21 protein-coding genes and 1 rRNA gene are annotated in these 25,982 nt (G+C 66.7%); 9 read left to right on the top strand and 13 right to left on the bottom strand.

Going from position 1 to position 25,982, the window contains the following annotated elements; genetic code table 11:
• Positions 1 to 113: ribosomal RNA gene (gene rrf / locus HWX25_RS28980) — 5S ribosomal RNA — on the top strand.
• Between the two features lie 145 nt (positions 114 to 258).
• Here rrf and HWX25_RS28975 read toward each other — a convergent pair.
• The gene (locus HWX25_RS28975) at positions 259 to 435 is read right to left on the bottom strand and encodes a hypothetical protein (protein WP_175911884.1); all 177 of its coding nucleotides are present in this window, start codon (positions 433 to 435) and stop codon (positions 259 to 261) included.
• A 50-nt stretch (positions 436 to 485) separates the two neighbouring features.
• On the opposite strand from HWX25_RS28975, the gene HWX25_RS28970 reads away from it, so the two are divergent.
• Positions 486 to 1,910, top strand: coding sequence for a DHA2 family efflux MFS transporter permease subunit (locus HWX25_RS28970; RefSeq protein ID WP_175911883.1), 1,425 nt, complete (start codon positions 486 to 488; stop codon positions 1,908 to 1,910).
• 256 nt (positions 1,911 to 2,166) lie between these two features.
• On the opposite strand, the gene HWX25_RS28965 is transcribed toward HWX25_RS28970, so the two are convergent.
• From HWX25_RS28965 to HWX25_RS28955, 3 genes are all read right to left on the bottom strand, one after another.
• The gene (locus HWX25_RS28965; RefSeq protein WP_175911882.1) at positions 2,167 to 2,910 is read right to left on the bottom strand and encodes a 2OG-Fe(II) oxygenase; all 744 of its coding nucleotides are present in this window, start codon (positions 2,908 to 2,910) and stop codon (positions 2,167 to 2,169) included.
• Between the two features lie 282 nt (positions 2,911 to 3,192).
• On the bottom strand, positions 3,193 to 4,785 hold the full coding sequence (locus HWX25_RS28960; RefSeq protein WP_175911881.1) for an inorganic phosphate transporter: 1,593 nt from the start codon (positions 4,783 to 4,785) through the stop codon (positions 3,193 to 3,195).
• 222 nt (positions 4,786 to 5,007) lie between these two features.
• Positions 5,008 to 5,916 carry a LysR family transcriptional regulator gene (locus HWX25_RS28955; RefSeq protein WP_059532643.1) on the bottom strand — a complete coding sequence of 303 codons (909 nt, stop codon included), beginning with the start codon at positions 5,914 to 5,916 and terminating at the stop codon, positions 5,008 to 5,010.
• A 127-nt stretch (positions 5,917 to 6,043) separates the two neighbouring features.
• On the opposite strand from HWX25_RS28955, the gene metE reads away from it, so the two are divergent.
• Complete coding sequence (gene metE / locus HWX25_RS28950) at positions 6,044 to 8,338, top strand: 5-methyltetrahydropteroyltriglutamate--homocysteine S-methyltransferase (protein ID WP_175911880.1); 2,295 nt, start codon at positions 6,044 to 6,046, stop codon at positions 8,336 to 8,338.
• 151 nt (positions 8,339 to 8,489) lie between these two features.
• On the opposite strand, the gene HWX25_RS28945 is transcribed toward metE, so the two are convergent.
• A complete protein-coding gene (locus tag HWX25_RS28945; RefSeq protein ID WP_059464556.1) occupies positions 8,490 to 9,815 on the bottom strand; it encodes an MFS transporter in 1,326 nt (441 codons plus the stop codon).
• Between the two features lie 53 nt (positions 9,816 to 9,868).
• A complete protein-coding gene (gene speB, locus HWX25_RS28940; protein WP_059464555.1) occupies positions 9,869 to 10,825 on the bottom strand; it encodes an agmatinase in 957 nt (318 codons plus the stop codon).
• Positions 10,826 to 10,964: 139 nt separating this feature from the next.
• On the opposite strand from speB, the gene HWX25_RS28935 reads away from it, so the two are divergent.
• Complete coding sequence (locus tag HWX25_RS28935) at positions 10,965 to 11,876, top strand: LysR family transcriptional regulator (RefSeq protein ID WP_175911879.1); 912 nt, start codon at positions 10,965 to 10,967, stop codon at positions 11,874 to 11,876.
• Between the two features lie 68 nt (positions 11,877 to 11,944).
• Here the strand turns inward: HWX25_RS28935 and HWX25_RS28930 are convergent, their stop codons facing one another.
• The gene (locus HWX25_RS28930) at positions 11,945 to 12,409 is read right to left on the bottom strand and encodes an Lrp/AsnC family transcriptional regulator (RefSeq protein ID WP_044848788.1); all 465 of its coding nucleotides are present in this window, start codon (positions 12,407 to 12,409) and stop codon (positions 11,945 to 11,947) included.
• Between the two features lie 133 nt (positions 12,410 to 12,542).
• On the opposite strand from HWX25_RS28930, the gene HWX25_RS28925 reads away from it, so the two are divergent.
• From HWX25_RS28925 to HWX25_RS28915, 3 genes are all read left to right on the top strand, one after another.
• A complete protein-coding gene (locus HWX25_RS28925; protein ID WP_175911878.1) occupies positions 12,543 to 13,166 on the top strand; it encodes a LysE family translocator in 624 nt (207 codons plus the stop codon).
• A 259-nt stretch (positions 13,167 to 13,425) separates the two neighbouring features.
• Complete coding sequence (locus tag HWX25_RS28920; protein WP_175911876.1) at positions 13,426 to 15,015, top strand: S53 family peptidase; 1,590 nt, start codon at positions 13,426 to 13,428, stop codon at positions 15,013 to 15,015.
• Between the two features lie 73 nt (positions 15,016 to 15,088).
• On the top strand, positions 15,089 to 16,765 hold the full coding sequence (locus HWX25_RS28915) for a peptidase S1 (protein ID WP_175911874.1): 1,677 nt from the start codon (positions 15,089 to 15,091) through the stop codon (positions 16,763 to 16,765).
• Positions 16,766 to 16,843: 78 nt separating this feature from the next.
• Here HWX25_RS28915 and nadE read toward each other — a convergent pair whose 3' ends face one another.
• From nadE to HWX25_RS28900, 3 genes are all read right to left on the bottom strand, one after another.
• Entirely contained in the window at positions 16,844 to 17,692 is an 849-nt protein-coding gene (gene nadE, locus HWX25_RS28910) for an ammonia-dependent NAD(+) synthetase (protein WP_175911872.1), read from the bottom strand.
• A gap of 225 nt (positions 17,693 to 17,917) precedes the next feature.
• On the bottom strand, positions 17,918 to 18,787 hold the full coding sequence (locus tag HWX25_RS28905; protein WP_175911870.1) for a DMT family transporter: 870 nt from the start codon (positions 18,785 to 18,787) through the stop codon (positions 17,918 to 17,920).
• 187 nt (positions 18,788 to 18,974) lie between these two features.
• Positions 18,975 to 19,160: a hypothetical protein gene (locus HWX25_RS28900; protein WP_006752380.1), complete on the bottom strand. Its 186-nt coding sequence runs from the start codon at positions 19,158 to 19,160 to the stop codon at positions 18,975 to 18,977.
• A 205-nt stretch (positions 19,161 to 19,365) separates the two neighbouring features.
• Between HWX25_RS28900 and HWX25_RS28890 the strand changes: the two genes are divergently transcribed.
• Positions 19,366 to 20,124 (top strand): DeoR/GlpR family DNA-binding transcription regulator, encoded by a 759-nt coding sequence (locus tag HWX25_RS28890; protein ID WP_059532616.1) that lies wholly within the window; start codon positions 19,366 to 19,368, stop codon positions 20,122 to 20,124.
• 104 nt (positions 20,125 to 20,228) lie between these two features.
• Positions 20,229 to 22,055, top strand: coding sequence for a phospholipase D-like domain-containing protein (locus tag HWX25_RS28885; protein WP_175911868.1), 1,827 nt, complete (start codon positions 20,229 to 20,231; stop codon positions 22,053 to 22,055).
• Between the two features lie 123 nt (positions 22,056 to 22,178).
• Here the strand turns inward: HWX25_RS28885 and HWX25_RS28880 are convergent, their stop codons facing one another.
• From HWX25_RS28880 to HWX25_RS28870, 3 genes are all read right to left on the bottom strand, one after another.
• A complete protein-coding gene (locus HWX25_RS28880; RefSeq protein WP_059464545.1) occupies positions 22,179 to 22,853 on the bottom strand; it encodes a TetR family transcriptional regulator in 675 nt (224 codons plus the stop codon).
• A gap of 115 nt (positions 22,854 to 22,968) precedes the next feature.
• Positions 22,969 to 24,237: an FAD-binding oxidoreductase gene (locus HWX25_RS28875; protein WP_059691633.1), complete on the bottom strand. Its 1,269-nt coding sequence runs from the start codon at positions 24,235 to 24,237 to the stop codon at positions 22,969 to 22,971.
• Positions 24,238 to 24,372: 135 nt separating this feature from the next.
• Complete coding sequence (locus HWX25_RS28870; protein WP_175911866.1) at positions 24,373 to 25,953, bottom strand: amino acid permease; 1,581 nt, start codon at positions 25,951 to 25,953, stop codon at positions 24,373 to 24,375.
• Between the last annotated feature and the right edge of the window lie 29 nt (positions 25,954 to 25,982).

Raw genomic sequence — 25,982 nt, 5'->3', positions numbered from 1 at the left:
CCTGATGACCATAGCGAGTCGGTCCCACCCCTTCCCATCCCGAACAGGACCGTGAAACGACTCTACGCCGATGATAGTGCGGATTCCCGTGTGAAAGTAGGTAATCGTCAGGCTCCCTCAAGCCAAGAACCCCCGCCCGACAAGGCGGGGGTTTTTGCATTGGCGCGATGGAAATGCGAGCGGAATGGCGAGTGCAAGGTGGCAAAGGTGCTGTAAGGCCGATGATGCTCGACGTTGCTCGATGATCGTCGAAAAATGTCACTTTCCGGCAAAAATCCCCCGACTTGATGTTCCCGTCCCGCCATTCGGTGACTGCGGCACGATATCGTCATAAAAATCTATGCGCATAAAGTCCATTTGCGCGACATGCTCGGCAAAGCGGATAAGCAGCCCTTCGGGGTAATATCGCCGTTCATCCCGATTCCCGGTGTTCATCTGTATAAACCGGCACTCGGTGTCCTTCGATTCCGTTTCCCGCACCGTTCATGACTGACAGCCCTGCACAAAGTGGTCGGACGACCGACTTCTTACCATATCTGGTCGCTGCAACGTTCTTCATGGAGTATCTCGACACGACCGTGATCGCGACCGCGCTGCCGCAGATGGCGCGCTCGTTCGGCGTCGGGCCGAACGCGCTGAGCCTCGGGATGACCGCCTATATGCTGGCGCTCGCGGTATTCATCCCGATCAGCGGTTGGATCGCAGATCGTTATGGCTCGCGCACGGTGTTTGCCACCGCCATCTTCGTCTTTACCGGCGCGTCGGTGCTGTGCGGGCTGTCCGAGGGTGTGATGACGTTCACGGCCGCGCGTCTGCTGCAGGGTGTCGGCGGAGCGATGATGGTGCCGGTTGGACGGATGATCGTCGTTCGCAGCACCGAGAAGGCTAAGCTGATGCGCGCAATCGCGACGATCACGTGGCCAGGCATTGTCGCGCCGGTCGTCGGGCCGCCCATTGGCGGCTTCATCACGACCTACGCGTCATGGCGATGGATCTTCCTGCTGAATGTCCCGTTCGGCATTGTTGCGCTCGTCTGTACCTGGCTGATCGTCCGGAACACGCGTGCCGACGAGCACCGACCGCTCGACTGGGTCGGCTTCGTGCTGGCAGGCGCTGCGCTGACCTGTCTGCTGATCGGTACCGAAGCAGCTGGCCAGCAGGACGTCGACTTCACGCGCGCGGGTATTCTGGTGGGCGCGAGCGTGCTGTTCGGCATCGCCGCGTGGATGCACGCGCAACGCTGTGCGCATCCGCTGCTCGATTTCACGACGCTGAAGGTGCCGACATTTTCGGTGACGGTGATCACCGGCTCCATCACGCGGATGGCGATCAACGCCGTGCCGTACCTGCTGCCGCTGCTGTTCCAGATCGGCTTCGGGTTGTCGCCGTTCCAGTCCGGCCTGCTGCTGCTCGCCAGCGCGCTCGGCAATCTCGGAATGAAGGCGGGAACGTCGTGGATCCTCGATCGATTCGGTTTCCGGCGCGTTGCGCTCGTCGACGTGACGGTCGTCGGTCTCTTCACGATCGCGTGTGGCTGGCTGACGGCGTCGACGCCGCTGGCGATCACGCTGTTCGTCGTATTCGTCTACGGGCTCACGCGGTCGATGCAGTTCACGACGCTCGCGACGCTGGCGTATGCGGATATCCCGGCTCGACAGACGAGCGCGGCCAGCACGCTGTGGAGTGCTGCACAGCAGATGACGATCGGGATGGGGATTGCATTCGGTGCGTTGTCGCTGCGGCTCGCGGCGTTGGTGCGTGGCGACGCGGCCGGCGTGCATTACGTGCTCGACGACTTTCGCTGGGCGTTCGTTGCGGCGGGCGTGCTCGCGCTGCTGACGTTGCCTGGCTATGCGCGGCTGGCTTCCAATGCTGGCGATCGCCTGCGGGCAAATGCGGCCCGCGGGTAAGCGAGACTTCTCATTGCATCGGCGTCGCGACGGGTGAGGGCTTCAGTTTTTTTGTCGCTCACTTGACACGTCGATCCGTCATGGCGACGATCGTCTGCAGGACAGTGTGCCCGTCGCCCGTCACCATTGGTGATGCGCGGACCATGCGGCGGCGGCACCGCACAACGATCCTCGCGCAATGATGTGCGGTGCCTGTTGCGCAAACTCACCCGCATGCCGAATGGCGCGACAACATCGCGTTGCACCCCGCAGGCCGTCATTGCGCGTCATGGAAGATGATGCCGACCGTGTGGCGGTGGCCGCTTCGGATTCTGCTCACGCCATGGCGCAAGTTGACGCGGTAGACGCCGCGCGTTCCCTGCACGGGCCTGCCGTGGACGGCGAAGATCACCGCGTCGCCTTGTATCAGCGGCACCACTTCCGCGCGTGACTGCATGCGTGGTCGCTGTTCCGTCAGCACGAACTCGCCGCCCGTGAAATCCCGACCAGGTACCGACAGCAGGATAGCGACCTGAAGCGGAAAGACATGCTCGCCGTACAGGTCCTGATGAAGGCAGTTGTAGTCGTCGGGACCGTATTGCAGGATCAGCGGCGTCGGTCGTGTCTGTCCCGCCGTGTGGCAGCGATCGAGGAAAGTCCGGTGCTCTTTCGGATAGCGGACGTCAATCCCGAGTGCCTGGTTCCAGCGATTGGCTATCGGCGCGAGATGCGGGTAGAGCGTCGCGCGCAGCTCGGCGACGACCCCGGGCAGCGGGTACGCGAAGTACTTGTATTCGCCGCGCCCGAAGCCGTGCCGTGCCATCACGACGCGCGAACGATAGAGCGCATCCCGCGGATAGAGCGAGGCGAGCGCATCGCACTCGCTCGCGGAGATCAGGCCCGGTACTCGCGCACATCCGTAGCGATCGAGCTCGATATCGACGGCCGGCCAGTCGATTGCATCGACGCGTTGCGCGATGTCCGGCGATTCGACGGCAGGTTGCAGATTGGCGATATTCACGGGCGTACCTCGGTTCGTCAGCGTTGTGGTGCCGTACGATCGCGCGGAATATTCGCAAGCGTCGCGTGCACGGTCGAAGCCACGATGAAAGTTGATGAACCCAGTCTAGCGGCGCCCGTGTGCTGGCGCGCTCCAGATCTTGCTCTCCAATCCGGAAAGGCGGAAAAGGCAAGGACGTGGCACGGCCCCATCGAATGCCGAGAAGTGTCGAAGCGGAGAAGGGACGGAGATATTTTCCACGGCAGGCGACCGGCTTTCACCGGCCGCGTCCCGTTTACCCGATCAAGCCACTGACCGGAACAACCAGTAGAGCCCGCCTGCCAGCACGATTGACGCGGGCAGCGTCAGCACCCACGCGAGCACGAGGCTGCGCACCGTGCTCCACTGCAACCCGGATCCGTTCGCGGCCATCGTGCCCGCGACGCCCGACGACAGCACGTGCGTCGTCGACACGGGCAGCCCGTACACGTCGGCGGCGCCGATCGTCAGCATCGCGACGAGTTCGGCCGACGCGCCCTGCCCATACGTCAAATGCTGCTTGCCGATCTTCTCGCCGACGGTCACGACGATCCGCTTCCAGCCGACCATCGTGCCCAGGCCCAGTGCGATCGCGACGGCGACTTTCACCCACGTCGGAATGAACTTGGTCGCGTGGTCGAGTTGCTTGCGATAGTTGTCGATTGCGAGCTTGTCGTCGGCGGCGAGCGCCGGCTGCCCCGACTTCTCGATCAGGCGAATTGCTTCGGACACCAGATACATCGTGTTGCGCACGTTGTCGACGTCGCGTTGCGGCACCGCAGCCATCGACCCCGACACGCCGACCGCGGTCGCGAGCGACGTGGACAGCTGTTGCACTGCAGGCAGCACGGCGGGCGTCAGTTCACGATGCTGCACGTAGTGCTCGACGTCGGCGCGTGGGTTCGCGGACGGCGCGACGCCGTTCGTGTACTTCCCGAACGTCGCGGCAGCCTGGTTCGCGACGGCGACGAAGGTCTGCGATTCGGCCGGCGTGACGGCCTTGTTCAGCGCATACGCGGTCGGCACCGTACCGATCAGGATCAGCATGATGAGGCCCATCCCTTTCTGCCCGTCGTTCGATCCGTGCGCGAACGACACACCCGTGCAGGTCAGGATCAGCAGGCACCGAATCCAGAACGGCGGCGGTTGATCCCTCTGTGGCTCCTTGTACAGCTCGGGAACCCGCACGAGCGCTTTCAGCACGAGCAGCAGCAGTGACGCGCACAGGAAGCCGACGATCGGCGAAAACAGCAGCGACTTGCCGACACCGAGCGCCTGGCCCCAGTCGACGCCGCTCGTGCCGGATGGTCCGTGCATCAACTGGTTCATCAGGCCGACGCCGATGATCGACCCGATCAGCGTATGCGAGCTCGACGACGGTAGCCCGAAATACCAGGTCGCCAGGTTCCACATGATCGCGGCGATCAGCAGCGCGAACACCATCGCGAAGCCGGCGCCGCTTCCGACCTGCAGGATCAGTTCGACCGGCAGCAACTGCAGGATGCCGAACGCGACGGCGCCGCTCGAGACCATCACGCCGAGGAAGTTCCACATGCCGGACCAGATCACCGCGACGTTGGGCGTCAGCGAGTGGGTATAGATCACGGTGGCCACCGCGTTCGCGGTGTCGTGGAAGCCGTTGACGAATTCGAAGCCGAGCGCGATCAGCAGCGCGGCGCCGAGCATCAGGTACGGGAACAGCGATCCTTCGCGGACCGGCGACAGATCGGCGATCAGGTGCGTGGCGATATAGGCGGCGCCGAATGCGAGCACCAGCAGGAACACGGCATAGCCGACCTGCCTGGTGCGTGCGACTGAACCCGAATTGCTCGGTGCGGACGAAGCAGGATGATTCATGACGGCATCTCGTAAGGGAACCGCGTCCGATCCTAGCTTTCGCTAGCAGTCAGTTTGATGACAGTACGGATGACGAATCATGGTCTTACGGATGTGTAAGGGGAAGGCGCCGTGACGTCGTGACGCAACTTGCCGTGCAAGGCTCGCGTCGTCATCCATATAGTGAACACTCGCCTGCGCACCGACATGCGGCCGCCGGAAGTGCGCGGCGTGCGAGCGCGGCTAGCGCAGCATGCGTGGCGCGCTCCATGTCGATTCGCGCGCCAGCGCGACGAATGCGGCCAGATAGTCGATCGACGCATCCGCCTCGCGGATGCCGAGGAAGATCTGTTTCGCAATGCCCTTCTTGCCGAGCTTGACCGGCACGACCGGCATCCGGTCCGCGTATTCATCGGCAAGCCACCTCGGCAGCGCGGCCACGCCGCGCCCGCTCGCCACCATCTGCAGCATGATGTCGGTCGTCTCGATCGACTTGTGGCGTCTCGGCACGATGCCGGCCGGCGTCAGGAACTGGTTGTAGATGTCGAGCCGGTCGGTCTCGACCGGGTAGGTGATCAGGACCTCGTCGGTCAGCTGCTCGGGCGTCACGTAGTCGGCGTTCGCGAACCGATGCGCATCCGCGACCACCAGCACCTGCTCGTAATCGAACACGGGATCGAAGCGCAGCCCCGGCTTGTTCAGCGGATCGGGCGTCACGAGCACGTCGATGTCATGGCCGAACAGCGCGCCGATGCCGCCGAACTGGAAGCGCTGCTTCACGTCGACGTCGACGTCCGGCCAGCGCGACAGATACGGCGACACGACCTTCAGCAGCCACTGGTAGCACGGATGGCACTCCATCCCGATGCGCAGTGTGCCGCGCTCGCCCTTCGCGTACTGCTTCATCCGCTCCTCGGCGAGTTCGAACTGCGGCAGCAGCCGGTTCGCCAGCTTCAGCAGATACTGCCCGCCCTGCGTGAGCCGCAGGCCGCGTCCTTCCCGGTCCCAGATCGGCGTGCCGAGCTGCTGCTCGATTTTCCGGACGGTATGGCTGAGCGCCGATTGCGTGAGATGCAGCGCATTGGCGGCCGCGGTCAGCGAGCCCTGGCGCTCGACTTCGCGGATCACGACGAGATGGAATCGTTCCAGCATGGAGATCGTTCACCCGGCAGATACATGAACAGATTTAATGGATGAATGAAATAATGCCATTTTATTTCATGGGATGAAATCCCTATGATGGCTGCCGGATCTTCAATTTCTTCTGGATGGCAGCTTCATGGTTACAACACACAACCTCGGTTTTCCGCGCATCGGCGCGAAGCGCGAACTCAAGTTCGGTCTCGAACGCTACTGGAAGGGTGAATCGTCGCGCGACGAACTGAAGGCACTCGGCGCCGAACTTCGCCAACGCCACTGGAACGACCAGCGCGACCTCGATCTCGTACCGATCGGCGATTTCGCGTTCTACGATCAGGTGCTCGACATGAGCTTCACGCTCGGCAACCTGCCGAAACGCGTGCAGGACTTCCATGGCGATGCGCTCGACAACTATTTCCGCGTCGCGCGCGGCCGTTCGGCGCAGTCGGCGGAAGAACACGCGGCATGCTGCGGCGGTGTCGCGGCCGGTGAAATGACGAAGTGGTTCGACACGAACTATCACTACATCGTGCCGGAGTTCCACGCGGACACGAACTTCTCGCTCGATCCGTCGCGCCTGCTCCAGCAACTGGCGGAAGCGCAGGCGCAGGGCGTCGCCGCGAAGCCGGTGATTCTCGGCCCCGTCACGTATCTGTGGCTCGGCAAGGCGAAGGACGATTCCGATCGCCTCGCGCTGCTGCCGAAGTTGCTGCCGGTATATGGTGCGCTGCTCGACACGCTGACCGCGCAGGGTGTCGAATGGGTGCAGATCGACGAACCGATCCTCGTCACCGAGCTCGACGCCGAATGGCGCCTGGCGCTGCGCACCGCGTACGACGCGCTCGAGACGCGCCGCATCAAGCTGCTGCTCGCGACATACTTCGGACAGCTCAAGGAAAACCTGACGCTCGCGGTCTCGCTGCCGGTCGACGGCCTGCACATCGATGCGATCAACGCCCGCGACGAAATCGATGCACTCGTGCGCGAACTGCCGGCCGACCGCGTGCTGTCGGTGGGCGCGATCAACGGCCGCAACATCTGGAAGACGGACTTGAACGCGACGCTCGACTGGCTCGAACCGCTCGCGAAGCGACTGGGCGATCGCCTGTGGCTCGCACCGTCGTGCTCGCTGTTGCATGTGCCGGTCGATCTCGCGAACGAGGAGAAGCTCGACGCGGAGATCCGTGCATGGCTCGCGTTCGCGCTGCAGAAGCTCGACGAACTGAAGGTGCTCGCGACCGCGCTGAACGAAGGCCGCGACAAGGTGGCCGACGCGCTCACCGCGAACGCCGCCGCGATCGAAGCACGCCGTCGCTCGCCGCGCGTGAACAACCCGGCGGTGAAGGCCGCGATCGCGCGCATCGACGCGCAGCTCGGCAATCGCGCGAGCCCGTACACGCAGCGCGCGCCGAAACAGTCCGCGCGCCTGAACCTGCCGGCGTTCCCGACGACGACGATCGGCTCGTTTCCCCAGACCGCCGAGATTCGCCTGGCGCGCAGCCAGTTCAAGGCCGGCGCGCTGGATGAAGCCGGTTACCGCGAGGCGATGCAGGCGGAAATCGCGCGCAGCGTGCGCGAGCAGGAGTCGCTCGAGCTCGACGTGCTGGTGCATGGCGAAGCCGAACGCAACGACATGGTCGAATACTTCGGCGAGCAGCTCGACGGCTACGCATTCAGTCAATTCGGCTGGGTGCAGTCGTACGGTTCGCGCTGCGTGAAGCCGCCGATCCTGTTCGGCGACATCAGCCGCCCGAAGGCGATGACGGTCGAATGGATCGCGTATGCGCAGTCGCTGACGAACAAGCCGATGAAGGGCATGCTGACCGGCCCGGTGACGATCCTGAATTGGTCGTTCGTGCGCGACGACCAGCCGCGTTCGGTGTCGTGCTACCAGCTCGCGCTCGCGATCCGCGACGAAGTGCTCGATCTCGAGAAGGCCGGCGTGCGCGTGATCCAGATCGACGAGGCGGCGCTGCGCGAAGGACTGCCGCTGCGCCGCGCGCAATGGGGCGAGTACCTGGAGTGGGCGGTCGAGTCGTTCCGCATCACCGCGAACGGCGTGCAAGACGATACGCAGATCCATACGCACATGTGCTATTCGGAGTTCAACGACATCATCGCGTCGATCGCCGACATGGACGCGGACGTGATCACGATCGAGACGTCGCGGTCGGACATGGAGCTGCTCGACGCGTTCGACAGCTTCAGGTATCCGAACGAGATCGGGCCGGGCGTGTACGACATCCACTCACCGAACATCCCGACGCAAGATCATATCGTCGGCCTGATGAGGAAGGCGGCCGAGCGGATTCCGGCGGAGCGCCTGTGGGTGAACCCGGACTGCGGGCTGAAGACGCGCCAGTGGGCGGAAGTGATTCCGGCGCTGACGAACATGGTCGCCGCCGCGAAGACGCTGCGCAGCCAGGTGCGATAACGCGCGAACGCGGGGTGAATGTCGTCGCGATCGACGATCGGGCGGCATAAACGGCGGCCCGCATGTCGCGATGAGCGTTTGGGGACGTTGCGGCGTACCGCGGTACGCCCATGCAAACGGGCAGGCGATGTCGCCTGCCCGTTGCGTGGGGTTACGCGGTGCGTGCGCCGCGCGGCAACGCTTCGTCCGCCTTGCCGGGCGCGCCGGCATCGTCGATGCTGACGCGGCGCGAGATCAGCCACACGCACACCGACGACAGCACGGCGGCGCTCGTGTACTGAATCGCGAGCGGCCACCATTGCGGCGCGGTGTTCTGTGCGATCAGCGTGGCGACGAGCGGCGTGAGGCCGCCGGCGATCGCACCGCACACCTGGTACGCGATCGAGATCGCCGTGTAGCGGATGCGCGCGATGAAGATGCCGCTGACGAAACCCGCGACCACCGAGTAGTAGCCCGATTCCGCGAGCGTCGCGAGGCCGACGCCGACCGTGATCGACAACGGCGTGCCCATGTGCACGAGCGGCAGCATCACGAACGGCACGATCGCGGCCCAGGCGCCGGTGATCAGCAACACGCGCGTCGTGCCGAAGCGTTGCGCGATGAACGCGGCGGCGAGCTGCACGACGAACTGCAGCACAGCGACGATCGTCATGCAATGCAGCACCATCGACCGGTCGAGCGACAGGAACTGCGTCGCGTAGCTGATCATGAAGATGTTGCTGAAATACACGCCGGCGATTCCGTACACGTTCGCGCCGATCGCGAGCAGCAGCAGCGGCCAGTACTTGAGCGCCTCGCGCACCGGGTTCTGCGCGGTGTTGCCGCTCTTCCTGACTTCCTCGAACTCGGGCGACTCGGACACGCTCGCGCGGATCACGAAGCCGACCGCCAGCAGCACGGCGCTCGCGAGGAACGGCACGCGCCAGCCCCAGCTCATCATGTCGTCCTTCGACAGCGTGCTGATCGCGCCGAACGCGAGCATCGACAGGATCAGGCCGCTCGCGCTGCCGAGCTGCGCGAACGACGCGAAGAACGTGCGCTTGCCTTCGGGCGCATGCTCGCCGGCGAGCAGCACCGCGCCGCCCCATTCGCCGCCGACCGCGATGCCTTGCAGCACGCGCATCAGAACCAGCAGGATCGGTGCGATCACGCCGGCCTGCGCATGGGTCGGCAGCAGGCCGATCGCGACCGTCGACACGGCCATCAGCATCAGCGTCGCGAGCAGCGAGCGCTTGCGGCCGAAGCGGTCGCCGAGATAGCCGAACATCACGCCGCCGAGCGGCCGCGCGAAGAAGCCGACCGCGAACGAGCCGAACGACGCGAGCAGGCTGACGAAACGGCTTTCGCCGGGAAAGAACAGCGGGCCGAACACGATGGCGGCGGCGGTCGCGTAGCTATAGAAGTCGTACCATTCGATCGTGGTGCCGACGAATGAAGCGAGCGCCGCCCGCTTCGGTTGCTTGATGGCAGTCCCCATCTGTTATGTGCTCCTCTGGAATCCTCTGATTTGGAATAGGCCGTGCGCCGGGATCAGTCGCGGTACGCGACGCCGGGCAGCACGCACAGCAACTCGTAGGCGAGGTTCGCGCCGAGCAGGGCCGTGGTGCCGAACGGGTCGTACGGCGGCGCGACTTCGACGAGATCGCAACCGACGATGTTCAGCCCTTTCGCGCCGCGGATGATCTCGAGCGCCTGCGGCACCGTGAGGCCCGCGATTTCCGGCGTGCCGGTGCCCGGCGCGTAGGCCGGATCGATGCCGTCGATGTCGAAGCTGATGTAGACGGGCGTGTCGCCGATGCGCGCGCGCACTTCTTCCATCAGCGGGGCGAGCGACTTGTTCCAGCATTCCTCGGCCTGGACCACGCGAAAGCCCTGCTCGCGACACCAGTCGAAATCCTCGGCTGCGTAGCCGGTGCCGCGCAGGCCGATCTGCGTGACCTTGTCGCCGTGCAGCAGGCCTTCCTCGACCGCGCGGCGGAACGGCGTGCCGTGCGCGATCTTTTCGCCCATCATCGTATCGTTCACGTCGGCGTGTGCATCGACGTGGATCAATGCAACCTTGCCGTGCTTGCGGTGGATCGCGCGCAGGATCGGCAGCGCGATCGTGTGGTCGCCGCCGAGCGTGATCGGCTTGCAGTCGTGCGCGAGAATCGCGTCGTACGCGGTCTCGATGCGCGCGATGGAATCGTGCAGGTTGTACGGGTTGATCGCGACGTCGCCGATGTCGGCGATCTGAAGCGAATCGAACGGCGCGGCGCGCGTGGCCATGTTGTACGGGCGCAGCAGCACCGATTCCGTGCGGATCTGGCGCGGGCCGAAGCGTGCGCCGGTGCGATTGGAGGTGCCGAGGTCGAACGGCACGCCGACGAAACACGCGTCGAGGCCGGCGGCGCTCGCCACGTGCGGCAGGCGCATCATCGTCGCGATGCCGCCGCTGCGCGGCATTTCATTGCCGCCGAGCGGCTGGAAATGGGTGTGGTCGTTCATGGGCTTGTCTCTTCCGATGTGGGGTTGCCGTATCATTCGACGCGGCCTGGCGCATAGTTTTACGCGTCCGACCGGAAAGAAGAATGCGAAGATATCGACGTAAACATCGATTTTCATCGATGTATGGAAGGGGAATAGCGTGCTGGGGAATCTGTCGACCCTCGATCTGCGGTTGATCCGCGTGTTTCTCGCGGTCACGGACGCGGGCGGCGTGTCGGCCGCGCAGGCGATGCTGAACGTCGGCCAGTCGACGATCAGCGCGCAACTGTCGTCGCTCGAGACGCGGCTCGGCTACCGGCTCTGCGAGCGCGGCCGCAGCGGCTTCCGGCTCACGCCGAAGGGCGAGCGGTTCCACGCGATGAGCCGCAAGCTGCTCGCCGCGCTCGACGAATTCGGGATGGCCGCGCGTCACATGGACCGCCAACTCGTCGGTACGCTGAATATCGGCCTGATCGGCCATACGCCGGTCAGCCAGAACGCGCGGATCGCGGAGGCGATCGCCGCGTTCCGCACGCGCGACCAGGCCGTGCGCTTCTCGATTTCGGTGCGCGCGCCGGGCGATCTCGAGGAAAAACTGCTGAGCGGCGAGATCCAGATCGCGGTCGGCTACTTCTGGCATCGCGTGCCGACGCTGCACTACACGCCGCTGTTCATCGAGCGGCAGGTCGCATACTGCGGCCGCGGCCATCCGCTGTTCGAACGCGCCGGCGCGCTGACGCCAGCCGACGTCGCGGGATTCGAATGGGCCTGGCGCTCGTATCCGCTGCCGGAGGCGCAGATGTCGACCACGCCCGATCGCGTGACCGCGACCGCCGACAACATGGAGGCGGTCGCGCTGCTGATCCTGTCAGGCCATCACCTCGGCTATCTGCCGCAGCACTTCGCGGCGCCGTATGTCGCGCAAGGGCTCCTCGCGCCGCTCAGCCCGGATCGGCTGCATTACGAGGTCACGTTCCATATGGTCGTGGCGCGCGACGGGCGCGGCGATCCGCTCGTCGAAGCGTTTCTCGAGGATCTCGAGCGCGCGCACCAGTCGCCCGACATCGTGTGAACCCGCGTGCGGCCGGGCAACGCCGGCACTGTGGACGAATGTCACGCCGGAGCGGGCCGCGGCCTGCGTCACGGCACCGGCAACCCCGCGTCATGCTTCACCTCCCGTAGCGACAGCGCCGATTCGATCGACGTGACGCCCGGCAGCATCCGCAGCGAGTCGCGCAGGAACGTGCCGTAGTCGTCGAGATCGCGCGCGACCACCTGCAGCAGGTAGTCGGCCGTGCCCGCGACGTTGTGGCACGCGAGGATCCGCTCGATGCCGAGCACTTCCCGTTCGAACCGGTCGGCGACCTTGCGGTCGTGCGTCGCGAACCGCACGAGCACGAACGCGACGACGCCGAAGCCGAGCGCCTGGCGTGACAGCTGCGCGCGGTAGCGCTCGATGTAGCCGTCGTTTTCGAGACGTTTCAGGCGCCGCGCGCACGGCGTTTCGGACAGGCCGACGGAATCGGCGAGGCGCGCGATCGGCAGGCGGCCGTCGCGCTGCACCGCAGCGAGAATCGCGCGATCGGTTTTGTCGAGTTCGGTCATGTTGGCGGAATCCGTGTCTGGATCCCATGATTGTGGCGGATTCCGCTATGGAGCGCCAATCCTGAGCCAAAGATGGCCAATAATCCCTCCACCTCCAGCGGCAACATATCGTCATTGAAGGACGGGGCAGACCATGATTTCCACGCATTTGCTGTTGATTTATCTCGCCGCGCTGGCGGCCATCTACGCGGTGCCCGGGCCCGACATGGCGCTCGTGCTGCAGACCAGCATCGGCCGCGGCGTGCGCCCGGGCTTGGCGGCGGCGGCCGGCCTTTCGCTGTCACGCACCGCGCACGTGACACTCTCCGCGTGCGGCGTCGCGGCGCTGATCCGCAGCGCGCCGTGGCTGTACGAAGCGATCCGTTACGGCGGCGCGCTTTATCTCGCGTACGTCGCGATCCAGGTGTTCCGCTCGCCGGTGTTCGCACTCGGCGACGGCGACGAGGCGGCCTCGGACGAACTGCGGCAGTCTTTCTTCAAGGGGCTGCTGACGAACCTGCTGAATCCGAAGGCGCTGCTGTTCTGCTCGGTGCTGCTGCCGCAGTTCGTGCGGCCCGAGGCCGGGCCCGTCGTGTGGCAGATGTTCGAGCTCGGCGCGCTGCTGGTCGCGGCCGGCGTGTGCTTCGACCTCGCATGCGTGTTCGGCGCGTCGCGCATCGCGGCGTGGATGCGCGCGCATCCGCTCGCGCAGACGGTCCAGCGCTGGACGTTTTCCGCTGCGCTGATCGGGTTCGCGCTGCGGCTGTCGATGGATTGAGCCGCATCGTCGTATCGCTGCCGTGCGGGTCGACGGGCCGCGCGACAGCGATACGACGATCGACGGAGGCCGCGTGCAATGCCGGCCTTCGCGCCCATGCCCCGCCGCAGAAGGGCGTGCGCGCAAATCGTCTGACTGATCTAAACTCCCTTTAACTTCGCGCATTCGCGAACCGACTGACCGAACGGAACCGACTTCCGCCGGCTATGTCCGATTTCCTGGCTGTTCCGTGCAACGCGGTACCAAGGAGGGTCAGAACATGGCAAGGCATCTTCACGCCGACCGTGAACCCCGAATCGTCCCCGAGTCCAAGTGCCTCGGCCCGTGCGATCCGGCAGAACGCATCCACGTCACGATCATGTTGCGGCGGCAGGAAGAAGGGCAACTCGATACGTTGGTCCACCAGCTCGCCACCGGCGACGCACAGGCGAAACCGCTGTCGCGCGAAGCCTTCGCGCAGCGTTTCTCCGCCCATTCCGACGACATCCGCAAGACCGAGGACTTCGCGCGTCGTCATCAGTTGACGGTCGATCGCGTCGATCCGGTCGAAAGCGTCGTCGTGCTGTCGGGCACGATCCAGCAGTTCGAAGCGGCATTCAGCGTGAAGCTCGAGCGTTTCGAGCATCGTTCGATCGGTCAGTACCGCGGCCGCTCGGGCCCGATCGCGCTGCCGGACGAGCTCGGCGACGCCGTCACGGCCGTGCTCGGCCTCGACAGCCGCCCGCAGGCGCGGCCGCACTTCCGGCTGCGTCCGCCGTTCAGGCCGGCGCGCGGCGCCACGAGCGTCACGTTCACGCCGGTCCAGCTCGCGTCGCTGTACGGTTTTCCGGCCGGCGACGGCGCCGGGCAGTGCATCGCGATCGTCGAACTCGGCGGCGGCTATCGCGCGGCCGATATCCAGCAGTATTTCCGCGGGCTCGGCATCGACACGCCGCCGACGCTCGTCGACGTCAACGTCGGCACCGGCCGCAACGCGCCGACCGGCGACGCGAACGGCCCGGACGGTGAAGTCGCGCTCGACATCGAGATCGCCGGTGCGATCGCGCCGGCCGCGAAGATCGCGGTCTATTTCGCGCCGAACAGCGACGCAGGCTTCATCCAGGCCGTCAACGCGGCCGTCACCGACAAGACCAACAGACCGTCGGTGATTTCGATCAGCTGGGGCGGGCCGGAAGCGATCTGGCAGGCGCAGTCGGCGCAGGCGTTCAACCGTGTGTTGCAGGCGGCCGCCGCGCAGGGCATCACCGTGTGCGCGGCGTCGGGCGACAGCGGCTCGGGCGACGGGTTGCAGGACGGCACCGATCACGTCGACTTCCCCGCGTCGAGCCCGTACGTGCTCGGCTGCGGCGGCACGCAGCTCGATGCGCTGCCCGGGCAGGGTATCCGCGGCGAGGTCACGTGGAACGACGAGGCGTCCGGTGGCGGCGCGGGCGGCGGCGGCGTCAGCACGCTGTTCGACCTGCCGGCATGGCAGCAAGGATTGAAGGTTGCGCTTGCCGACGGCTGCAGCGTGCCGCTCGCGAAGCGCGGCGTGCCGGACGTCGCCGGCGATGCATCGCCGCAGACGGGCTACGAGGTGTCGATCGCGGGCACGCCCGCGGTGATGGGCGGCACGAGCGCCGTCGCGCCGTTGTGGGCCGCGCTGATCGCACGGATCAACGCGGCGGCGGGCGCATCGGCCGGCTGGATCAATCCGGCGCTGTACAAGAATCCGGGCGCGCTGCGCGACATCACCAAAGGCTCGAACGGCACCTATGCAGCCGCGTCCGGCTGGGATGCATGCACGGGCCTCGGTAGCCCCGACGGCGCGAAACTCGCGGCAATCCTCGGGCGCAAGCCGTCGAGCTGACACGCCGGCACCGGCCTTTCCACGCGACGCGGGTTTCCTGCCCGCGTCTTTTTTCACCTCCAGGAGCAGCACGATGGGCATCGATTCCGCATCCTCCGGCGGCGTGTATCCGCTGCATCACGGCGACCACAATTCGCATGGCGTGCCGCCGACCATCAATCCGGTCGCGCTGAGCCACGGCCGCGACCAGCCGTTCTTCGATCCGGTCGCGTACGGCAACGGCCCCGACGACTCGGTCACCGACACGACCGAAGCGGCCGCGATCACGCACCATACGATCCTGATCGACGGCAAGCGCATCGCGTACACGGCGACGGCCGGCCATCTCGTGACGGTCGACCCGAGCAGTTCGCTGCCGGCCGCGAAGATCTTCTACGTCGCGTTCACGGCCGACGGCGCGAAGGAGGAGACGAGGCCCGTCACGTTCTTCTACAACGGCGGGCCCGGGTCATCGTCGGTGTTCGTGCTGCTCGGCTCGTTCGCGCCGAAGCGCATCAAGACCTCGATGCCGGGATTCACGCCGCCCGCGCCGTACCAGATGGAAGACAATCCGGACAGCATGATCGACCACAGCGACCTGGTGTTCATCAACCCGGTCGGCACCGGCTATTCGGCGGCCGTCGCGCCGAACAAGAACCGCAATTTCTGGGGCGTCGACCAGGATGCGAATTCGCTGAAGCAGTTCATCAAGCGCTACCTGACGAAGAACAACCGCTGGAATTCGCCGAAATACCTGTTCGGCGAGTCGTACGGCACCGCGCGCAGCTGCGTGCTCGCGTACAAGTTGCACGAGGACGGCGTCGACCTGAACGGCGTCACGCTGCAGTCGTCGATCCTCGACTACCGGCAGGCCGGCAACCCGGTCGGCGCGCTGCCGACCGCCGCGGCCGACGCGTGGTATCACAAGAAGCTCGGCGTCACGCCCGCGCCGACCGATCTCGGCACGTTCGTCGAGGAAGTCGCGCAGTTCGCGCGTACCGATTACCTGACCGCATTGCGCAACGTGCCGCATGCCGATCCGGCCGCCGTGCGAAAGCTGTCGGACTACACGGGCATCGACGCCGCGACGCTGCAGACCTGGGGGCTCGACATCGCGGGCTACGACGCGCGTGGCAATTCGCTGTTCCTGACGACGCTGCTGCACGCGCAGGGGCTGGCGCTCGGGTCGTACGACGGCCGCGTGACCGGGATCTCGTCGGGCATCGCCGGCAAGATCGATCCGAACTCGGGCGGCAACGATCCGACGATGACGGCCGTGACCGGCGTCTACACGGCGATGTGGAACAGCTACCTGAACGAGCAGTTGAAGTTCACGTCGAATTCCGCGTTCACGGACCTGAACGACCAGGCGTTCCAGAACTGGGACTTCAGCCACATCGATCCGACCGGCGCGCAGCAGGGCATCGATGCGAAGGGGAACGTGATCCTCTATACGGCCGGCGATCTCGCCGCGGTGATGGCGCTGAACGTCGACCTGAAGGTGCTGTCGGCGAACGGCCTCTACGATTTCGTCACGCCGTTCTACCAGACCGTGATCGACCTGCAGCAGATGCCGCTCGAGGATCAGAAGGTGCGGCAGAACCTGTCCGCGCGCTTTTATCCGTCGGGGCACATGGTGTATCTCGACGGCGGTTCGCGCACCGCGCTCAAGCGCGATCTCGCGACGATGTACGACGCGACGGTCAGCGATACGGGCGCGCGGATGCGGATTCGTGCACTGCAGGCGAAGAAGACGGGCGGGCACGCGTAGCGTCGCCCGTCGTGCATGTGCCGCGCGTAACCGCGAGGTTCGCGCGGCACGGCATGGTGCGGCGGCGACGGGGCCGGCTTACGCGGCCGGCCAGTCGAACGGCGTGTACGGCAGCGCGCGCTTGTGGCGCGAGCCGTCGTAGAAGCGCAGCACCGTTTCGTACACGCTGTCGGCCACGGGTTTGCCTTCGAGGAAATCGTCGATCTCGTCGTAGGTGACGCCATACGCGTGCTCGTCGGGGCGCAGCGGACGCAGTTCCTCGAGGTCGGCCGTCGGCACCTTCATCACGATCAGTTCGTCGCCGCCCAGCGCGCGGGCGACCGCACGCACGCGGCGCTTGCTCAGGCCGGCGAGCGGCAGTACGTCCGCGCCGCCGTCGCCGAACTTCGTGAAGAAACCCATCAGCGATTCGGCCGCGTGGTCGGTGCCGATCACGATGCCGCGCCGCGCGCCGGCGACCGCATACTGCGCGATCATGCGCTCGCGTGCCTTGATGTTGCCGTGCACGAAATCCTGCTGTGCCGGGTTTTCGAACGCGTGGCCGGAGGCGACGAGCGATGCGAGCATCGCGTCGGCGGCCGGCTTCACGTCGACCGTGAACGTTTCGTCCGCGCGCACGAACGCGAGCGCGCGCTGCGCATCGGCTTCGTCGTTCTGCACGCCGTTCGGCAAGCGCATCGCGATGAAGCAGGCGTCGTAGCCGTCGGCGCGCAGCCGTTCGACCGCCAGTTGCGCGAGCCGCCCGGCCGTCGACGAATCGACGCCGCCGCTGATGCCGAGCACGTAGGTCCGCAAGCCGGTCGAACGAAGGTACTGCGCGAGGAAGTCGACGCGGCGGGCGATTTCGGCATCGACGTCGAATTGCGGGGCGACGTTCAGTTCGGCAATGATCGCGCGTTGGCGGCTGGCGTAATCGGCGGATGTCATGGAGGGTGGTTCCGGAACGAAATGCAAGGCGCTCATCATAAGCGCAATCGCAGCCCGACGCCGCGCCGGGCATGCGATCCGGCGGCCGCGCGTTGCATCGGCGAGACGCGTTGCATCGTCATGGGGCAGCGCGCGGGGCGGCGGGCTCCGGCGTGCACGCGGATGCCTCGTTTCGATGCATGAAAGGGGCGCGGTGAGGATGCTCTCTGCTTCCGCTCGCCCGCGTCAGCGCCGCGCGAGCACGACGCCCACCAACGCGAGCCCGAAGCCGGCGAGCTGGACGGCCGCGAGCGTTTCGCCGAACAGCAAGTAGCCCTGCAGCGCGGCGAGCGGCGGCGCGAGGAACAGCAACGACGTCGCGCGCGCGGCGTTGCCGCGCCGCAGCATCCACATCAGCATCGTGACCGCGCCGCCGGACAGGAGCACGATGCCCCACACGAGCGAGATCCACAGCGCCGGCGCGCCGATCCAGCGCGTTTCGTGCAGCAGCACGACGAAGACCGCCGCGACGATCGCCGCGCCCAGGTTCTGCACGGCGACGGCCGTGCGCAGGTCGTTCTGCGCGAGCTTGCCCTTCTGATACAGCGAGCCGGCGGTGATCGAGCCGACCGACAGGATCGACACGGCCACGACGAACCACGCGGGCGCAGCGCCCGGCAGCGGCGCGACGCCGCCCGCCACTTTCGGCGCGAGCACGAGCGCGACGCCGGCGAGGCCGAGCGCCATCCCGAGCCAGCCGCGCGCGGGCAGGCGCTCATTGAACAGCGGCACCGCGAGCACGGCGGTGGCGAGCGGCTGCAGCGCGCCGAGCAACGCCATCACGCCCGCATTCAGTCCCTGCGCGACGGCCCAGTAGCTGGCGCCGAGATAGACGCCTTGCAGCAGCGCGCCCGCGATCAGGTGGCGCGGCCATTCGCGGCGGGCCGGCCACGGCGCGCGCGCGGCGAGCGCCACCGCGCCGAACAGCACGGCCGTGCCGGCGAAACGCGCGAGCAGGAACAGGTTCGGATCGGCGTACGGCTTGATTGCCCGGGCGACGATGAAGCCGGTGGACCACAGCGCGACGAAAGCCGCGGCGACGAGCGAGTTAAACATGCATGGCGGGCCGCGATACGGCCGGACGAATCGTGAAGTCGGCCAGTATCGGCGGAACCGGAGCCGCCGTCTTGTCGGATTTTGCATTCGCCTGTGGCGCGAGCGCGGCGGCCATTCCGTTACCGGCCGGCCAGATGAAGGTGCTGCGGCATGAAAGCGCGCCGTGGCGCGCGGAAAGGACGGAGGATCAGTCGAGCGAGAACGTGTCGAGCGGCTGGTTTGCGCGAGCGTCGGTCGCGAAGCGCGCGGCGAGCTGTTCGTACAGCCGGCGCGCCTCGTCGAGCGTCAGGTCGATCCAGTACGGATCGCCCGCGCCGTCGTTGAGTCGTTCTGGCGAAAACTGGATTTCGAGCACACTGCCTTTGCGATACATTGCGCAAGCCCCTTGATGGTCTGTCGTTCGGCGAAACGCAGAGTGTAGCAACCGCTTGCCGTGCCGATTCGCGCGCATCGGGCAATACAGAATTTCGCTTTCGTGAAACGCGCCGACCGCCAGCCGCGCCGCCGTCAAATGGCGGTCAAACGGCCGTAATACAATGGTCGGCTTACCCATTACCAGTCGCCTCGGGCGCATTGCGATGCTGGCGGAACAACGTCATCAATACATTCTGTCGGAGCTCGGACGATCGGGCGCGCTGTCGGTCGCCGAACTCGTGCGCTCGCTCGACGTATCGCGCGAGACGATCCGGCGCGATCTGAATGCGCTCGCGGCGCGCGGCCTGCTCGTGATGACGCACGGCGGCGCGCTGGCGGCGGACCGCCGCGAGCCGAGCCTGTCCGAGCGTGAAGCGGCGAACGCCGAAGCGAAGCGCACGATCGGGCGACGCGCGGCCGAATTCGTACCCGACGACGCATCGGTGCTGATCGACTCGGGCAGCACGCCGCATGCGGTCGCGCTCGCGCTGGCCGACCGGCACCGGCTGTCGATCTACACGAACGACTGGCGCACGGCATTCGTGCTCGCGCGGCGCAACGGCAATCGCGTGACGCTGCTCGGCGGCGAACTGTCCGACGACGAGGACGCGACGTTCGGGCTCGATACGATCCAGCAGCTCGCGCAATACCATGTCGATTTCGCGTTCGTCGGCGCGGGCGGCATCACGTCGGACGGCGACTGCACCGACTATTCGCGGCTCGCCGCCGAAGTGCGCAGCCGGATGATCGCGGCGGCCGGCACGGCGATCATCGTCGCCGACCATTCGAAGTTCGGCCGCGTGACGCCAGTGCGGATCAACGGCACATCGGCCGCGCGCTACCTCGTCACCGAGCGCGCGCCGGACAAGGCCGTGCGCCGCGCGCTGACCGCACGCGGCATCGAGCTGCTCGTGTGCGACTGACGCGGGTCCGACATACAAGGTTCATCGAACCGTCATCGCGCGGGAAGAACCACCGTCAACACTGACTCATTCATCTCGACCGGCCCGTCCGGCAGGAGCAACGAATGACCGTCAGCGTACGCAGTTATCTTTCCCCGACCCTCGTCCTGCTTGCCTTCGACTGGCCCGATGCGGCATCGCGCACGGACTTCCTCGGCTTCGCGATCCGGCGTACGCCGGGCTTCTGGTCGGCCGACGGCAAGACGCGGGCGCCGAACAGCTGGCTGCCGAACCGGCTCACGTTCGACGGCCCGGCCGCCGACACGCAGGGCGACGCACCGACCGACCAGGCGCCGATCCAGAAATTCATGTGGTGGGACGCGCGCATCGATCCGCAGGACCGCGACGCGTCGTTCCGCTATGACGTCTATCCGGTCGTCGGCACGCCGGAGCACCTGCAGGTGCTCGATGCGGAGGCCGGCGTGTGCGATGTCGTGCTGCCCGCGCACGTCGTGGACGGTGTCGGCACGTGGTTCAACCGTGCGGTCGTCAGCTCGCAGGCGTTCGCGAAGCAGGTCGCGGCACTGGGTCTCGCGCCGGATGCCGCGCCGAGCGCGGACCAGGCACTGAAGCTGCGCACGTGGCTCGCGAACGACATGGAGCAGGTGTTCGCGGCGATGCTCGACCCCGCGTCGCGCGCGGTGTCGGCCGTCTATCACCTGACGGACACGCTGTGGGCGCTGCCCGCTTTCGAGGCGTTCGGACGGCGGCACGGCGAAGCGTCGCTCGCGATCGTCTACGACGCGCACACGACCGCGCGCAAGGGCAAGCCGCCGCTGCCGTCGCCGAACCAGCCGGCCGTCGACGCGCTGCAGGGCCTCGCGACGCTCGCGCCGCGCGACCAGACGCACATCATGCACGACAAGTTCATCGTGACCGACGCACCGGCAAATGTGGCAACCGCGGTGACGCCCGCGCGCGTGCTGACCGGTTCCGCGAACTTCACGACCGAAGGGCTGACGGAGCAGGCGAACGTGCTGCACGCATTCGATTCGCCGGCGCTCGCGGCGCTGTACAACGCGCGTGCGCACGCGCTGGCCGCGAATCCGCCGATCGCGGAGACGGCGAAGTTGTCGGCGGGCTGGTCGGCGCCGATGACGATCGGCAGCGCGCAGGTGCGCGTCGCGTTTTCGCCGGAGCCGGCGGGGCAGCGCACCGAGATCGATACGATCGTCGCCGCGATCGCGGCCGCGAAGCATTCGGTGTCGTTCTGCCTGTTCATGCCGACCGACGCTGCGCTGCGCGACGCATGCTTTGCAGCCGGCGATCGCGGCCTGATGATGTTCGGCCTGGTGAACCGCATCAACGTCGGCAGCGCGACGAAGGCCGATGCCGCGCAGCACGACGGGCAGTCGCTCGATGCGGCGACGCTCGCGAACCTCGAGCTTTATCATCGCCAGCGCGATCGGCGCGACGTGATCGATGCCGCGTATTTTTCGCCGGCGACGGTGCCGAAGGGTTTCGAGCCGGAGCTGCGCCTCTTTCCGGGCGAGCCGGCGCCGGCGTATCCGCCGGTCGTGATCCACCACAAGTTCATCGTGATCGATGCGGAAGGCGCGAACCCGATCGTCTATACGGGCTCGGCGAACATGAGCCGCAACTCCGAGCAATACAACGACGAGAACCTGCTCGAGATTCGCGACACGCGGATCGCGGCGATCTATCTCGCGGAATTCCTGCGGCTCTACGAGCACTACCGCGCGCGGGCGCTGTCGATCGAGACGAAACGGCATGGCGCCGGTGCGCATCGGCAACTCGCGCTCGCGCCGGATTCGAGCTGGGCGAAGAAATATTACGTGGCGGGAAGCCCGGAAGAGAAGGCGCGGATCGCGCTGGCGTCGACCGTGCCGACGGACTCGCCCGCGACGCACGCGCGGCGTGAGGCGGCCTGAATGAGCGTGCCGCGTGCGTCCGGCTCATGCCGGTTGCACGCGGCGCGGCGACGTTCGGGAGATGTGCCGGACGGCGAGTGGCGTGATCGCCAGCCGGCCTTCGGGCGGAATCGCGCGGTGTGCCTACGCGGCGACGTAGCGCAGCACGGAGTCGGTGATCGTCTCGCGATGTCGCGCGCGCAGCCGCGGCGCCGACGGATCGCGGCCGAACGCGGCGCCGAACGTATAACGGTTCGACACGCGGTGGAAGCAGAACGAGCTGATCAGCAGATGCAGGTCGAACGCGTCGATGTCCTTGCGGAAGGCGCCGCTCGCCGCACCGCGCTCGAGCAGTTCCTCGAGCGTCTTGATGATGCTGACGTTGCGGTTCTTGAACGACTTCAGCTGTTCGAGATACTTCGCGCCGTGGATGTTCTCGATCGACACGAGGCGGACGAAGTCGCGATGCTTGTCGTGATAGTCGAACGTGAATTCGACGAGCCGGCGCATGCCTTCGCGCGGCTCCATGTCGCCGACGTGCAGTTCCTGCTCGAGCGCGCGGATGTCGCCGTACACCTTCTCCAGCACGGCCTCGTACAGGCCTTCCTTGCTTTCGAAGTAGTAGTAGAGCATCCGCTTCGTCGTGTTCGTGCGCTCGGCGATCGCGTCGACGCGCGCACCGGCGAGGCCCATCGCGGAAAACTCCTGCGTGGCGACGTCGAGGATGTTGCGCTTGGTTTGCTCGGGATCGTATTTGCGCCGCGCATCGGTCGCAAGCGCGCGGCTTTCGGACGTGGCGGCCTTGCTTCCAGCTTTCATGTGACTTTGTTGTGAGTTCGCGGCGGCATGAAGAAACCATTCTAGCATGCGGGAAATGCCCGCCCGGCCGACCTTTCGCTCTAATCGGCCGGGCGGTTTCGGCTGCTGACGCCGCTCAGCGCCGGCACGACGCGAGCGCGTCGCGGGCCTGGTACGCGGTGTACGTGAGCTGCGCGGCGGCGAGGCCCGCGAGCCCGAACGTGCGCGTGAGCCCGAACGCGGCAAAGCCTTCCGGCACGGGCCGCTCGCCGGCAAGCGCGGCGGCGAGCGCTTCGCCGGCGACGGTGGTGGGCGCCATCCCGTGACCGCCGAATGCGATCGCGTGCCACACGCCGTCCGCGTCACGGCCGATCTGCGGCATCTTGTGCCGCGCGTAGCTCATCAGCCCGCCCCAGGCGTATTCGACCTTCACGCCTTCGAGCTGCGGATACACGCGCAGCAGGTCGCGTCGCAGCAGCCGCGCGATCGCGTCGGGGCCGCGGTCGAGCACCGAGATCCGGCCGCCCCACAGAATGCGCGTGTCCTTCAGCGGGCGGTAGTAGTCGAACGCGAAGCGCGTGTCGTAGATCGCGTACGGCGCGTCGATCGCGTCCGGCAGGCGCGTGCCGAGCGGTTCGGTCGCGATCACGTAAGTCGCGATCGGCAGCACCGCGCGCTCGATGCGCGGCGACACGCCGCGCGCGTAACCGCCGCCGGCGAACACGACGTCCTTCGCGCGCACCGTGCCCTGCGCCGTGCGCACGACGTAGCCGGCGCCTTCGCGCGCGATGCCGAGCGCGGCCGAGCGTTCGAACACGCGCGCGCCGCCGCGCGATGCGGCCGCCGCGACGCCGAGCACGTACTTGAGCGGATGAAAGTGGAACGCGTTCGGCTCGAACAGGCCGCCGTAATAGCGCTGCGTCTTCAGCCGCGCGCGCAGCGCGTCGGTCGCGACCGGTTCCCAGTCGACGTTGAATTCCTGCTTCATCAGCGTGCGCACGCCGTCGAGCCGCGATGGATCGTCGAACCAGTTCGCGAGCATCACGCCCTCGTCGACGATGTCGCAGTCGATTCCGTAGCGGGCGATCCGCGCGCGGATCAGGTCGACCGCATCGACGGTGAGCCGGTACAGGCGGCGGCCTTCGTCGCGGCCGAGCGTGCGCAGCAGGTCCGCGTTGTCGAGGCTGTAGCCGCCGAACACGAAGCCGCCGTTGCGGCCCGATGCGCCGAAGCCGACCCGCTCGCCGTCGAGCACGACGACGTCCCGCACGCCGCGCTCGACGAGGCCGAGCGCCGTGCACAGGCCGGCGAGGCCGCCGCCGACGATGCAGACCTGCGTGTCGATCGTGCCGGTCAGTTGCGGGTAGGGCTGGCGGGTAACGGTGGCTTCGTAGAAGTTCTGCATGCGTTTTCGGGGATTCGTAACGGCGGAAAAACGGACGGCGCGCGTCGATCTTGCCTGAACGCGCGCGCCGCGTCGAATGGGGTTTTCAGTGCAACGGCCGCGGCGATCGGGCGGCGGCCGTTGCGCGACCGGGCGTCAGGCGCCCGGCGTCGGGTTGGCCGGGGCGGCGACGTAGGCCGGATAGCCGGCATCGGCCTTTACCGTCGCCTCGGGCATCGCGTTGCGCTCGATCCACGGTGCGATCTCCATGTCCTCGTAGCGGACGAGGCGGCATTTGCGCACCAGCGCGTAGCCGAGCCAGATCGCGAGGAAGAACGGCAGGCCGATGTAGGTCGCGGCGATGCCGGCCCAGTCGATCCTGTCGGCGAGGAACGCCTGGTAGTCCTGGCCGAGCGCGACGATGGCGCACAACGCGAATGCGAACAGCGGGCCGAGCGGAAACCACTTCGACCGGTATGGCAACTGGTCGAGCCGAAAGCCCTGCTTCAGGAAGCCCTTGCGGAACCGGTAATGGCTGACCGCGATGCCGAGCCACGTGATGAAACCGGCCATGCCCGATGTGTTCAGCAGCCACAGGTACACCGTCTTGTCGCCGTACAGCGACGTGAGGAAGCACAGCGCGCCGACGGCGGTCGTCGCGTACAGCGCATTGCGCGGCACGCCGCCGGCGGACAGCTTCGCGAACAGCTTCGGCGCGCGGCCTTCGACCGCGAGGTTGTAGAGCATCCGCGTCGACGCGTACATGCCGGAGTTGCCGGCCGACAGCACGGCCGTCAGGATCACCGCGTTCATCACGCCGGCGGCGAACGCGAGGCCCGCATGGCGGAACACGAGCGTGAACGGGCTCACGCCGACGTCGGTCACGTCGCTCTTCAGCAGGCTCGGGTCCGTGTATGGAATCAGCACGCCGATCACGAAGATCGCGAACACGTAGAACAGCAGGATGCGCCAGAAGATCTGGCTGACCGCGCGCGGGATCGTCGTGCGCGGGTTCTCCGATTCGCCGGCCGCGACGCCGATCATTTCGGTGCCCTGGAACGAGAAGCCCGCGATCATCGCGACGCCAAGCATCGTCGCCCAACCGCCCGCGAAGGGCGCGTCGCCGATCGTGAAGTTGCCCCAGCCCGCGCTCGGGCCGCCTTGCATGATCCCGAAGATCATCAGCAGGCCGACGCCAACGAACGCGAGCACCGTCAGCACCTTGATCAGCGCGAACCAGTATTCGGCTTCGCCGAAACCGCGCACCGACAGCGCGTTGAGCGCGAAGATCAGCGTGAGGAAGATCGCGCTCCACCAGACGCCCGGCACGTGCGGAAACCAGTAGTGCATCACGAGCTGCGCGGCGACGAGTTCGACCGCAAGCGTCACCGCCCAGCTGTACCAGTAATTCCAGCCGAGCGCGAAACCAAAGCCCTCGTCGACGAATTTCGCGCCGTAGGTCGCGAACGACCCCGACACCGGCATGAACGCGGCCATTTCGCCGAGGCTCGTCATCAGGAAGTAGACCATCAGGCCGATCAGCATGTACGCGAGCATCGCGCCGCCGGGGCCGGCTTGCGAGATCGACGCGCCGGACGCGACGAACAGGCCCGTGCCGATCGAGCCGCCGATCGCGATCATCCGCAGATGGCGCGCCTGCAGCGCGCGGTGGAGGGACGGCTTCGCGGGCGGCGAGCCGGACGGACGGGGCGAGTCGGGGCGGGCATCTGAATGCATGGCGGGTGCTGGGCGCTGTCTCCGGGATT

Source organism: Burkholderia sp. BCC1640 (assembly GCF_902833125.1).
Taxonomy (GTDB): domain Bacteria; phylum Pseudomonadota; class Gammaproteobacteria; order Burkholderiales; family Burkholderiaceae; genus Burkholderia; species Burkholderia diffusa.
The sequence above is the reverse complement of the archived record's forward strand: the minus strand, read 5'-3'. Positions and strand labels throughout refer to the sequence as shown.